Source organism: Bacillus sp. (in: firmicutes), from assembly GCF_031983925.1.
Taxonomy (GTDB): Bacteria; Bacillota; Bacilli; order Bacillales; family Bacillaceae_G; genus Bacillus_A; species Bacillus_A pacificus.
On record NZ_DALYZR010000003.1, the window covers coordinates 345934 to 357773 of the forward strand.

Here is an 11840-nt window from a genome sequence, read left to right on the forward strand (position 1 = left end):
TTTGCTGCCTGTATTTTTTTGTGTTAAACAAACGTTTGTCCAGTTATGATAATATAAAAAGAAAGAATGATATAAATGGTGGTGAATGGGTTCGTGGAGGCATGGATTTTTGAAATAATGCGGGCAGTTGGACGTTTTTTCTTACACCCTGCTGTCTATGTATTTTTAATAAGTAGTATCTTCGTTGGATACTTACGTATGTTACGAGAACGAAAAGATTTTTCTTTTAAAGTTTATGATATTTGGTTTGAACTTCGAACATCTTTATTGGCGGGAGTTAAATACGGATTAATCGTATCTATCATTACGATTGGGCTCGGACTTGTTGTTTCTAAGGCGAGCTTATGGGCCATTTTACTTTGGACGTTACTATTTGGATTAACTGCTATGTATCGATATTTATCAGCAGCTTATACGTTTAGTGTCGCGATTGTATGTGTTCTATTATCTTCTAAGCTACCAGTTTCTTTCTTACAGCTTGGAGAAGGTGAAGAGAATACAATCGTATCCCTTGCTATTTTGCTAGGCATCATGCTCGTTGTAGAGGGCTTGTTGATTTCTAAAAATGCAGTAGGATATTCGACGCCGAAGATTAGGAAGGGGAAGCGTGGACTAAAGATTGGTTTACACGAATCAAAGCGTTTATGGATCGTTCCTATTTTTATTCTTGTACCAGGTGAAGCAGTAACGCAGTTTATTTCATGGTGGCCTGTCGTGTCAATCGGTTCACATACATATTCTCTATTCCTCGTTCCATTTTTAATTGGATTTATGAGAAGGATTAGAAGTTATGAGCCGACGGAAGCTTTATTATTTACAGGAAGACGTGTGTACGGATTAGCAGGACTTGTGCTTGTTTTAGGAATCGCAAGTTATTGGTGGCACGTACTTGCCATTATTGCAATGGGCGTTGCAATGCTTGGACGTTTTACAATTTCCATGCAAGAGAAAATTGCGGATGAAACAAGACCAGCATACTTCGCTGCACGTAATGATGGACTCGTTGTACTAGATACAATTCCAAATACAATTGGAGCAGAGCTGAATTTACTGCCTGGAGAAATGATTACGAAAGTAAATGGAGTCATTCCAAGAAGTGCTGAGGAATTTTATGATGCACTTCAAACGAAGACGACAGGAGCATTTTGTAAGTTAGAAGTATTAGATACAAATGGAGAACTTCGCCTTGCTCAAACGGCATTATACGCTGGTGGACATCACGAATTAGGTATTGTGTTTGTTCAGCAGGAGCATGAATGGGATTCGGAAGCGATGTAATAGAAGAAAAGGTATCACCTTGTGGTGATGCCTTTTTTGTGTAAGATGGGCGGTAGTTATAGTACATGAAATTTATATCGGCGATTATCGGAATATATCAGCGCAACTTGAGATATATCGGCGATTATTGAAATATATCAGCGCAACTGAAATTATATCAGCGATTATTCAAATATATCGACTTTCCGGCAAAAAACGACAACTATCGCAAACCTCATTTTAGTTTCATAGTCGAATCACTTGAATAATTATTTGATAATGGTTATCATTTAGAGAGTCTTTTTAATTTTAGAAAATGGAGGGAAGATATGCTACGTAAATTTTTTTCTTACTATAAACCGTATAAAGGTTTATTTATACTCGACTTTTCTTGTGCAGTCGTCGCAGGATTACTAGAACTTGGCTTCCCGCTTATCGTAAATCAATTTATTGATAAGTTATTGCCAGGGCAAAACTGGACGCTTATTTTATGGGCTTGTTTCGGTTTACTTGCAGTGTATATGTTGAATGCAGGCTTACAATATGTCGTTACATATTGGGGACATATGCTTGGTGTTAACATTGAAACAGATATGAGGCAGAAATTATTTGATCATATTCAAAAGCTATCATTCAGATTTTTTGACAATAATAAAACAGGTCATTTAATTTCACGTCTTACGAACGATTTAATGGAAATTGGGGAAATTGCTCACCATGGGCCAGAAGATTTATTTATCGCTGTAATGACTTTAGTTGGGGCATTCTCATTTATGATGATGATCAACTGGAAGTTAGCGCTATTAACATTCTTCGTTATTCCATTCTTATTATGGTTAGCGCTGTACTTCAATAAAAAAATGACAGGTACATTTAGACGTTTATTCTCAGACGTTGCTGATTTCAATGCATGTATTGAGAATAACGTTGGTGGTATTCGCGTTGTACAAGCATTCGGGAATGAAAAGTTTGAGAAAGAGCAATTTGCTGTGAACAACGCTCGTTTCCGTACAACGAAATTAATGGCGTATAAAATTATGGCGCTAAATTCGTCAATTAGTTATATGCTTATGCGTCTCGTAACGCTCTTCGTCTTAATATGCGGTACATGGTTTGTTCTGCAAGGAGAATTAACGTACGGTGGATTTATCGGATTCGTTCTATTAACGAATATTTTCTTCCGTCCAATTGAAAAAATTAATGCGGTAATCGAAAGCTATCCGAAAGGGATTGCCGGTTTTAAAAGGTATGTAGAGCTTCTTGAAACAGAGCCTGATATTGTAGACTCTAAAGATGCAATGGAAGTGGAACATGTACATGGCGATATTCAATATAACAACATTACGTTCGGATATGAAAATAAAGAACCGATTTTAAATGATATTAGTTTGAAAATACATGCAGGTGAAACAGTTGCTTTTGTTGGACCATCTGGAGCTGGAAAAACGACGTTATGTAGCTTATTACCACGTTTTTATGAGCAATCATCTGGATCCATTCAAATTGATGGTATTGATACGAAAGACATGACGTTATCTTCACTTCGTAAGCAAATTGGAATTGTGCAGCAAGACGTGTTCCTATTCTCTGGAACGATTCGTGAAAATATTGCTTACGGAAATTTAAAGGCGTCAGAAGCTGAAATTTGGCAGGCAGTAAAAAGTGCGCAATTAGAAGACTTAATTTACTCACAACGAGACGGTTTAGATACCGTTATTGGTGAGCGCGGTGTGAAACTTTCAGGCGGACAGAAACAACGTCTAGCAATTGCTCGTATGTTCTTGAAAAACCCGCCAATTTTAATATTAGATGAAGCGACTTCCGCATTAGACACAGAGACGGAACTTGCGATTCAAAAATCACTTGCTGAACTATCTGTCGGTCGTACAACGTTAGTTATCGCTCACAGACTTGCAACGATTAAAAATGCAGATCGCATCGTCGTTGTAAATAAAGATGGGATTGCAGAACAAGGTTCACATGATGAATTAATTGAGCAAGGCGGGGGATACAGTAGGTTATACGAAGCGCAGTTTAGTTCGTAAATATAATTTGTGCTGAATTAGTGCACTATAAGTACGTAAAAATCTCATATGGGAGGTAATAAAGTATGATTGTAACAACAACGTCTACAATTCAAGGAAAAGAAATTATTGAGTATATCGATATCGTCAATGGAGAAGCGATTATGGGTGCGAATATCGTTCGTGACCTCTTCGCCTCTGTCCGTGACGTTGTCGGTGGTCGTGCTGGCGCTTATGAAAGTAAATTAAAAGAAGCGCGCGACATCGCAATGGAAGAAATGAAAACTTTCGCAAGACAAAAAAATGCGAATGCAATTGTTGGTATCGACGTGGATTATGAAGTGGTTCGCGAAGGGATGCTAATGGTTGCGGTCAGCGGGACTGCTGTCCGTATCTGAAGTAAAAAGCCGTGCTGATGCACGGCTTTTTGTATGCTATGTCGAAGATTCAATATTTCTTGGGAAATGCGGAAGGTCCCGTCGATATATAGGGAAGACATTAGAGTGCTCCTTTACATTTCCGGATTTCAATTAATAATGTTTCGTATTCTTGTTCGAGAGATTTAATGTCATCGTGATGATTTGGTATGGAAATTCGGCCGATGATTTCTGTTAATTTTGTTTGTAATCGTAACAATTCTTGTTCGGTAACGTTTACAGAATCCTCGGTTGTTCTCTTGGTGTATTGCTCGTAATTACCGTGGAATACTCTAGGTTCACTCTCGTCTACTTGTAGAATATGGTCTGCCACAGAGCGAATAAAGGCACGGTCATGGCTAATAAAAAGTATAGTGCCAGGATATTCTTGTAACATGCTTTCTAATTCTTCTTGTGTTGCTAAGTCTAAATAGTTTGTCAAACTTATTTCAGCTTGTGATTTTTGAATTCGTTATTATAAATTTGTGCTTTCGCTAGCGCCTCAGCATCATTTTGAATTTCATTTAATCCATTCGCATCCCCAATAATATAACCTTCAAATGATGAACCAACAAAATCAAAGATGTATTGGAACTGGGAGATAAGCGGTAATGCTTTTAGTTTCGGATTATCGCCGCCAACGATAACAACGTACATTTTTTTGCCTTTCATTTTTTCTTTGAAATGAAGGGATGTATCACGCAAGCTTTGTGACCAGCGATCGATGAAGTTTTTCATATGACCACTCATCCCGTACCAATATAATGGTGTAGCAAAGATAATTGTGTTGTGCTCTAACATGCGCTTCGTTAACTGCTCGTAGTCATCATCTACAGGTTGGAATCCTCCTGCATCATGACGCTGATCTGTAATAGGATAAACTGTGTGATCACGTAAATAAATTTGTTCTGTTTCAATTCCAGCAATCATCATATGTGTTAAAGCTTCCGTATTTCCATTTTGTCTTGAACTGCCGTGTATAACAAACATGTAATCATTCCTTTTCTTTTGCTTTTTTTAGGAGTGAAACGTGTTTTTGCAAATTCGTTTGAATATTGGAAAGCAATGAAATTTGCTTTGTTACTTCATTAAGTTTATCTTCATAAAGCGTAAGGATGCTGCTGCACGGATTGTCGTATAAGTGCGGTTCAATTTCAAGGCAGCGCAGCATCCTTGCCGTCTCTTCTAAATTTAAGCCAATTTGTAAGTACATTTGAATAAGCTCCACTTTTTCGATGGCACTTTCGTCAAAATCACGATAGCCATTTGCGAGGCGCTTCGAAGGGAGTAATCCCTTTTCTTCGTAATGTCTTAGTGATCTTTCGCTAACGCCAGTTTCTTTTGATAACTCCCCGATTCGCAATGCGTTTCACTCCTTTTACATGTATTGTAAACCTTCACACTAATGTGAAGGTCAACTCTGTTTTTTCGCAAAGTAATCTACATGATTTAAAAACACTTGAATAGCTTTAGACGGAATAAAATATTTGCCGCGCACGATGGAGAATGGACGGATGAGTTGTTCATTTGGAATTTCGACGTGGAATAGTTCTTTTGCCAGTAGCTCTTTCCGTACAGTCCAATCAGAAAGTATAGCGATGCCAAGCCCGGCAGCGACAGCTTCCTTTACGCTTTGGATACTACTAAAGGTAAAGAATCGTTTCATTTTTAAATGGTGTTGATGAATAAAGCGATCGCTATAAGCACGTGTTCCGGAACCACTTTCTCTTAATACCCACACTTGATCTTGGAGTGTCCTTTCATTCACTTCCTTTGTGTCGAGCAGTGGATGATTTGGCGGGACGACGAGTTTCATTTCATCTTGCATAAATGTTTCAACGTCAACGTCGGCGTATACGACTTGCCCTTCCACTAAGCCGATATCAATTTGATTAGATCGAAGACTTTGCAAGACGTCTTCTGTATTTGAGATAAAAGTATGGACTTCGACGCGTGGATTTTCATTGGCATAATTAGCTAATATTTTCGGGAGTAAGTATTCGCCAATTGTAAAACTAGCACCGATGCGAAGCGTTCCTGTTACAACGTTATGTAGCTCGTTAATTTCTTGTTTAGCATCTTCGTAAAGAGAGAGCATTTGCTTTGCGTGTATATATAATATGTTTCCGGCCTCGGTCACTTGAACGTGCTTCGGGGATCGTTGAATGAGTGTAGTCCCAAATTCGTTTTCTAAGTTGCGAATGTGCATACTTACGCCAGGCTGTGAAAGGTTTAATAATTCTGCTGCACGAGAGAAGTGTTTCTGTTCAACAACCGTAACAAAAATTTTTAAAATGTCTACGTTCATATCATCTGCTCCTTTCTTTTTCTATCATCTTATCATAAGTATTTCTGATGATAGAGATTTGGTATTGGTATTAAACTTATTATAGAAACTCTCTTATAATGTAAGTAGAAAGAACATGCATGTTCCAATACGATTATTGGAGTGGTTCAAAGTGGAACAAACACTTGTTATACAAAAGAAGAAGCGTTTTGGATTTTCGCAAGGGATTGGGATTACATTATTAATCGCAATTGTGGCGAAATATTTAGCGGAGCTTCCATTTTTAAATATTATGGGACAATTAGTAATTGCTATTCTAATTGGGATGGTTTGGCGTGCGGCAATTGGAGTTCCTCATGATGCGATTGCAGGGACGAACTTTGCGAGTAAGAAGTTGCTGCGCTTTGGGATTATCTTACTTGGAATGCGATTAAATCTTGTTGATATTGCGAAGGCGGGACCGAAAGTATTGGTTATCGCTGCGGTTGTTATTACATTTACGATTTTCGTTGTATATGGACTAACGAAAGTATTTAAGGTAGAAAAGAAACTTGGGATTTTAACAGCATGCGGGACAGCAATTTGCGGTGCGGCAGCGGTCGTGGCAATTGCGCCGCAAGTGAAAGCAAAAGATGATGAAACGGCAGTTGGGGCTGCAATCATTGCAATTTTAGGTACGATATTTACGCTTATTTATACGTTATTATATCCAGTACTTGGCCTATCTCCATACGGTTACGGTGTATTCTCAGGGGCCACGCTGCATGAAATCGCTCATGTCATCGCAGCTGCGGCGCCAGGAGGAAGCGCGGCTGTAGACATCGCAGTTATCGTGAAGTTAACGCGCGTTGCAATGCTTGTACCAGTAGCGATTTTAATTGGATTATGGTTTGGTAAGAGTGAGGGAAGCAAAGAAAAAAGATCATGGCGCGACCTTCCAATTCCGTGGTTCATTTTCGGATTTTTAGCGATGAGTGCAGTGCATTCGCTCGGGATTATTCCAGAAGTTGTTGCGGGATATATTGTAGTCATCGCTTATATGCTTATCGCAATGGCGATGGCGGGGCTTGGTTTAAATGTAGAGTTTAAAACGTTCCGTAAGTTAGGAAGCAAAGCATTCGTGGCAGGGCTAATTGGCTCGGTTTGCTTATCGGTGCTTGGATATGTTCTTGTATATGCGTTAGGATTTATGTAGTAAAGGAGAGAGCTGTTCCCGAAGGTATATTTTGGGGCAGCTTTTTCTTATGCTTATTTTGCTACGAATGTCGGTATTTGTCGGTAAGTCGATATATTCGAAAAATCGCTGATATAAATGGAGTTGCGCTGATATATTTGGGAAATCGCCGATATAATTTCAGTTGCGCTGATATATTTGAAAAATCGCTGATATAAATTGAATTACTTTTGTACTTTGTTAGAGTAGATGTTTAATGAGACGTTTTTCTAAAATTTGTAAAGATATCTTTACTTGTAGTTGGAAAATATTTATAATTAAAGTAAAGATATCTTTACTTTAGAAGGTGGAGCCTATGGGTGTAAAAAATAAAATTAAAGAATTAAGAAAGCAACATCATATAACGCAAGTTGAAATGGCAAAGGCGATGCAGGTGACACGGCAGACAATCGTGGCGATTGAAAACCATCATTACAATCCGAGTCTAGAGTTATCCTTAAAAATCGCCAAATATTTTGGAGTGAAGGTGGAAGAAATATTTACGCTGGAGTTATGACAAGCTTCGTTTTCTTATTCATTATGTATCTTTGTGTAAATAAGTATTTAGACAGGCCAGTAGTACATGTAAATGAGTTATTATATATTGCTATTTTTGGTCTAGTAATAAGTATGGCATCGACGAGCGTGTTAGCAACAAGGAATAGATAGAAAAAGGGGAACTGGGATGGGATTACCGGTATTATGTGTCGCTACAGCTATTTTTGCTTTGTTTTGGGGAATGCAGAACTTCTCTCATAATCCAGTGCCGAGTATTTGTATTATGCTTGGTACTGTAGGTTTATCGTATTATTTATTAGTTTCAGCTCATTATCATAAAACAGCAACGAGCGTTGTTGTCGGAGCACTTATTTTATTTTGTGGTCGTGCTGTGCAAAAGGGGTTATTTTCGTAAAGGCTGTTTATACGAAGCGTATAAACAGCCTTTTGTATTTTTTTTACAAAACACTTGAAAGTTACGTAACGTCATCTTTTATAATGAAGGAGAAGAGGTGATGATAGTGATTTCAATTCAACAATTGACGAAAGAAACAGGGATAACAGTACGCACATTACGTTATTATGATCAAATAGATTTATTAAAGCCGAGTGGTAAAACAGAGGGTGGACATCGGTTATATAGTGAAGCGGACGTTATTCGTTTGCAACAAATTTTATTTTTAAAGGAAATGGGATTTTCGTTAAAAGAAACTGCGAATATGTTAGTAAAAGGTGAGTTGGATTTAAAGAATTCTCTTGAAAAACAACTTCGATTTGTACAGGAAGAACAAAAGAAATTTAATCGAATGGAGCGTGTTTTACAAGCGGTTGTTTATTCGGTAGATGTAGAGGGAGAGCTCGATTGGAAAGTTATGTTTGAATTAATTCAGCTTTCGAAACAGTCTCCTCGTATACGTGAAATATTCCAAAATGAAGTGTTTTCAAAGGAAGAACAAAAATTGCTTCAGAATTTGCCGAATATGAGTGAAGAAGATCCGAATGTTTTAGAGTGGGTAGATTTATTAAAGCAATTTCGCACTTTTATGAAAGATGGTAAAGAAGCTGCAAATGATGAGGTACAAGGGGCAACGAAGAGATTAATGCAGAAGTGTTTAGAAATGGCTAATGGTGACGAAGCGTTTTTAGATAAGTTATGGGAAGTTAGAAAATCGAAAGAAGATTCACAGAAAATGAGCATGTATCCAATCGAAGAAGAACTTTTATTATATATGGATGAAGCTTGTCGTATTTATGATGAAAAGGAGAAGGATAAATGAGTATGCTCGCAGAATATCGTTGGTATTTTTTAATTGGGGCAGAGATTGTATTTTGGTTATCGGCTATCGGTTTCTTTTTACTCCGTTACGGATTTCGTTTGAAAAAGGCGAGTTTTATTATGGGGATTGTACTACTTATAAATGAAGTGTTTATTTTAATTTTAGGAGTAGTGGATTACTATCAAACAGGAAAGTTCTCTAACTTTCAAATCATTACTGTAATCATTTTATTGTATGCAGTCTTTTACGGGAAAAAGGATTTGAAGAAGCTTGATATATTTGCGCAAAAGCTAGTTGCGAAATGGCGGAATGAGCCGGCGCCTATTATAGAAGAACAGGTAGAATTAACAGGTATGGCTTATGCGAAGCAAGAAATAAAAAATTGGGTATTGCACCTTAGTTTGTTTGTTGTTGTGCATATTTTCTTTTTCTTTCTGTACGGTCTTGCCCCGGTTGAACAATGGCATAATTGGTTAGAAACGGGAATTGTTTTAAATAAAGCAGCGAGTCGGGTTAGCCAAGTTTGGGCGATTATACTTTTAGTGGATGCAGTTATTTCATTTTCATATGTTCTTTTTCCGAAGAAGGAGAAAGGGAACAAGAAGCTACTTTCTTAGGGGAAAGTAGCTTTTTAGTATGCCAATAGTTTTGTATAGGAGAGGATGACAGTAGGAAAAAGAGCTGATTTTAAATGAAGTGGAATCTTAATCAGTGTGGTGCTTACTGTTTGTTCATGCGGAAGAAGATTTGATAAGGAAGGAAGTGTACTCTCCTTCCTTTTTCTATATATTGTCGAAAACTTTACCGAATATCTGTTCGTTTTTTTAGGTTTTTTATAGGCATTCGTGGTAAAATAATAATACAGATTTTTATGAGGAGGTCGGATTTTCTTGGAACGTCAATTTGAAATTGTCTCAGCGTATTCCCCGCAAGGTGATCAGCCGGTAGCTATAGAGAAGCTTGTAGAGGGAATTAATAGCGGAAAGAAAAAGCAAGTGTTGCTTGGAGCGACAGGAACGGGTAAGACATTTACGATTTCAAATGTCATTAAAGAAGTGCAAAAGCCAACACTTGTCATGGCTCATAATAAAACGTTAGCAGGACAGTTATATAGTGAGTTGAAGGACTTTTTCCCAAATAATGCAGTTGAATATTTTGTTAGTTATTACGATTATTATCAACCAGAAGCGTATGTGCCGCAAACAGATACGTTTATTGAAAAAGACGCACAGATTAATGATGAAATTGATAAATTGCGTCACTCGGCAACGTCTGCATTATTTGAACGGGATGATGTAATTATCGTTGCGAGTGTTTCGTGCATATATGGTTTAGGTTCTCCAGAAGAATACCGCGAGTTAGTTGTTTCACTTCGAGTTGGTATGGAGAAGGATCGCAATCAATTGCTTCGTGAACTTGTTGATGTGCAGTATGGACGTAATGATATTGATTTCAAGCGCGGTACATTCCGTGTGCGCGGAGATGTAGTTGAAATCTTCCCGGCATCACTTGACGAGCATTGTATCCGAATTGAGTTTTTCGGTGATGAAATTGATCGTATTCGCGAAGTAAATGCGTTAACAGGGGAAGTATTAGCAGAACGTGATCATGTAGCAATTTTCCCAGCATCTCACTTCGTTACACGTGAAGAAAAAATGAAGGTCGCTATTGAAAATATCGAAAAAGAACTAGAAGAGCGTTTAAAGGAATTAAATGATAACGGCAAGTTGTTAGAAGCGCAGCGTATAGAGCAGCGCACACGTTATGATTTAGAAATGATGCGCGAGATGGGCTTTTGTTCAGGTATTGAAAACTATTCCCGTCATTTAACACTCCGTCCAGCGGGGGCAACGCCGTATACGTTATTAGACTATTTCCCGAAAGATTTCTTAATCGTTATGGATGAGTCGCACGTATCAGTGCCGCAAGTAAGAGCGATGTATAACGGGGACCAAGCGCGTAAGCAAGTACTTGTGGATCATGGATTCCGTCTGCCATCAGCTTTAGATAATAGACCGCTCACATTTGATGAGTTTGAAGAGAAAACGAATCAAGTTATTTACGTTTCAGCAACACCGGGACCGTACGAATTAGAGCAGTCGCCAGAAGTAATAGAACAAATTATTCGTCCAACAGGGCTTTTAGATCCGCCAATTGATATACGACCAATTGAAGGGCAGATTGACGATTTATTAGGAGAGATTCAAGATCGCATTGCAAAAAATGAACGTGTATTAATTACAACTTTAACGAAGAAGATGTCAGAGGATTTAACAGACTACTTAAAAGATGTAGGGATTAAGGTGAATTACCTGCATTCTGAAGTGAAAACATTAGAACGTATTGAAATTATTCGGGATCTTCGTCTTGGTAAGTTTGATGTTCTTGTCGGTATTAACTTATTACGAGAAGGGTTAGATATTCCAGAAGTATCACTTGTAGCTATTTTAGATGCTGATAAGGAAGGATTCTTGCGTTCAGAACGTTCATTAATTCAAACAATCGGTCGTGCAGCACGTAATGAAAACGGCCGCGTTATTATGTACGCAGATCGCATAACGAGATCGATGGAAATTGCGATTGAAGAAACGAAGCGTCGTCGTAGTATACAAGAAGCTTACAATGAAGAGCATGGTATTACGCCGAAAACGATTCAAAAAGGTGTGCGTGATGTAATTCGTGCAACGACAGCTGCTGAAGAAACAGAAACGTATGAAGCAACGCCAGCTAAGAAGATGACGAAAAAAGAGCGTGAAAAGACAATTGCGAAGATGGAAGCAGAAATGAAAGAAGCAGCAAAAGCGTTAGACTTCGAGCGTGCAGCTGAATTAAGAGATTTACTATTAGAATTAAAAGCGGAAGGGTGAA

13 protein-coding genes and 1 pseudogene are annotated in these 11840 nt (G+C 38.1%); 10 read left to right on the plus strand and 4 right to left on the minus strand.

The genetic code is table 11. The annotated features are described in order from the left end of the window. Window positions 1-75 precede the first annotated feature (75 nt). The 3 genes from RTP99_RS13265 to RTP99_RS13275 all read left to right on the plus strand — a co-directional run bounded on the left by RTP99_RS13265 (window position 76) and on the right by RTP99_RS13275 (window position 3679). Window positions 76-1278, plus strand: a complete 1203-nt coding sequence (locus RTP99_RS13265) for a PDZ domain-containing protein (protein ID WP_041184482.1) — start codon at window positions 76-78, stop codon at window positions 1276-1278. A gap of 308 nt (window positions 1279-1586) precedes the next feature. Further along, window positions 1587-3302 carry an ABC transporter ATP-binding protein gene (locus RTP99_RS13270; RefSeq protein WP_000944616.1) on the plus strand — a complete coding sequence of 572 codons (1716 nt, stop codon included), beginning with the start codon at window positions 1587-1589 and terminating at the stop codon, window positions 3300-3302. 65 nt (window positions 3303-3367) lie between these two features. Further along, entirely contained in the window at window positions 3368-3679 is a 312-nt protein-coding gene (locus tag RTP99_RS13275; protein WP_000637523.1) for a heavy metal-binding domain-containing protein, read from the plus strand. 100 nt (window positions 3680-3779) lie between these two features. On the opposite strand, the gene RTP99_RS13280 is transcribed toward RTP99_RS13275, so the two are convergent. From RTP99_RS13280 to RTP99_RS13295, 4 genes are read right to left on the minus strand one after another with little or no spacing between them, the layout of a single operon-like run. Further along, the gene (locus RTP99_RS13280; protein WP_011040835.1) at window positions 3780-4139 is read right to left on the minus strand and encodes a macrolide transporter; all 360 of its coding nucleotides are present in this window, start codon (window positions 4137-4139) and stop codon (window positions 3780-3782) included. Window positions 4140-4141: 2 nt separating this feature from the next. Then, window positions 4142-4687, minus strand: coding sequence for a flavodoxin family protein (locus tag RTP99_RS13285; RefSeq protein WP_000497596.1), 546 nt, complete (start codon window positions 4685-4687; stop codon window positions 4142-4144). Between the two features lie 4 nt (window positions 4688-4691). Beyond that, the gene (locus tag RTP99_RS13290; protein WP_001219200.1) at window positions 4692-5060 is read right to left on the minus strand and encodes a MerR family transcriptional regulator; all 369 of its coding nucleotides are present in this window, start codon (window positions 5058-5060) and stop codon (window positions 4692-4694) included. A gap of 51 nt (window positions 5061-5111) precedes the next feature. Next, window positions 5112-6005, minus strand: coding sequence for a LysR family transcriptional regulator (locus tag RTP99_RS13295; RefSeq protein WP_001100003.1), 894 nt, complete (start codon window positions 6003-6005; stop codon window positions 5112-5114). A gap of 151 nt (window positions 6006-6156) precedes the next feature. On the opposite strand from RTP99_RS13295, the gene RTP99_RS13300 reads away from it, so the two are divergent. The 7 genes and pseudogenes from RTP99_RS13300 to uvrB all read left to right on the plus strand — a co-directional run bounded on the left by RTP99_RS13300 (window position 6157) and on the right by uvrB (window position 11839). Beyond that, on the plus strand, window positions 6157-7179 hold the full coding sequence (locus tag RTP99_RS13300; RefSeq protein WP_000438447.1) for a YeiH family protein: 1023 nt from the start codon (window positions 6157-6159) through the stop codon (window positions 7177-7179). A gap of 334 nt (window positions 7180-7513) precedes the next feature. Further along, complete coding sequence (locus RTP99_RS13305) at window positions 7514-7714, plus strand: helix-turn-helix transcriptional regulator (protein ID WP_000538360.1); 201 nt, start codon at window positions 7514-7516, stop codon at window positions 7712-7714. Continuing rightward, a pseudogene (locus tag RTP99_RS13310) lies at window positions 7702-7866 on the plus strand (ATPase); the annotation flags it as partial. The gene RTP99_RS13305 and the pseudogene RTP99_RS13310, both read left to right, overlap by 13 nt. A 16-nt stretch (window positions 7867-7882) precedes the next feature. Then, the gene (locus RTP99_RS13315; protein ID WP_000524120.1) at window positions 7883-8110 is read left to right on the plus strand and encodes a hypothetical protein; all 228 of its coding nucleotides are present in this window, start codon (window positions 7883-7885) and stop codon (window positions 8108-8110) included. Window positions 8111-8210: 100 nt separating this feature from the next. Next, window positions 8211-8972, plus strand: a complete 762-nt coding sequence (locus tag RTP99_RS13320) for a MerR family transcriptional regulator (RefSeq protein ID WP_000635519.1) — start codon at window positions 8211-8213, stop codon at window positions 8970-8972. Continuing rightward, window positions 8969-9589 carry a hypothetical protein gene (locus RTP99_RS13325; protein ID WP_000062168.1) on the plus strand — a complete coding sequence of 207 codons (621 nt, stop codon included), beginning with the start codon at window positions 8969-8971 and terminating at the stop codon, window positions 9587-9589. The genes RTP99_RS13320 and RTP99_RS13325 overlap by 4 nt, the downstream gene beginning before the upstream one ends. A gap of 273 nt (window positions 9590-9862) precedes the next feature. Further along, window positions 9863-11839, plus strand: coding sequence for an excinuclease ABC subunit B (gene uvrB, locus RTP99_RS13330; RefSeq protein WP_000441061.1), 1977 nt, complete (start codon window positions 9863-9865; stop codon window positions 11837-11839). The last annotated feature ends 1 nt before the right edge of the window (window position 11840 follow it).

Bases quoted from the DNA above. Each gene is read 5' to 3' on its own strand.
- RTP99_RS13265 (WP_041184482.1), top strand. From the start codon at position 76: ATGGTGGTGAATGGGTTCGTGGAGGCATGGATTTTTGAAATAATGCGG.
- RTP99_RS13270 (WP_000944616.1), top strand. From the start codon at position 1,587: ATGCTACGTAAATTTTTTTCTTACTATAAACCGTATAAAGGTTTATTT.
- RTP99_RS13275 (WP_000637523.1), top strand. From the start codon at position 3,368: ATGATTGTAACAACAACGTCTACAATTCAAGGAAAAGAAATTATTGAG.
- RTP99_RS13285 (WP_000497596.1), bottom strand. From the start codon at position 4,687: ATGTTTGTTATACACGGCAGTTCAAGACAAAATGGAAATACGGAAGCT.
- RTP99_RS13295 (WP_001100003.1), bottom strand. From the start codon at position 6,005: ATGAACGTAGACATTTTAAAAATTTTTGTTACGGTTGTTGAACAGAAA.
- RTP99_RS13305 (WP_000538360.1), top strand. From the start codon at position 7,514: ATGGGTGTAAAAAATAAAATTAAAGAATTAAGAAAGCAACATCATATA.
- RTP99_RS13315 (WP_000524120.1), top strand. From the start codon at position 7,883: ATGGGATTACCGGTATTATGTGTCGCTACAGCTATTTTTGCTTTGTTT.
- RTP99_RS13320 (WP_000635519.1), top strand. From the start codon at position 8,211: ATGATAGTGATTTCAATTCAACAATTGACGAAAGAAACAGGGATAACA.
- RTP99_RS13325 (WP_000062168.1), top strand. From the start codon at position 8,969: ATGAGTATGCTCGCAGAATATCGTTGGTATTTTTTAATTGGGGCAGAG.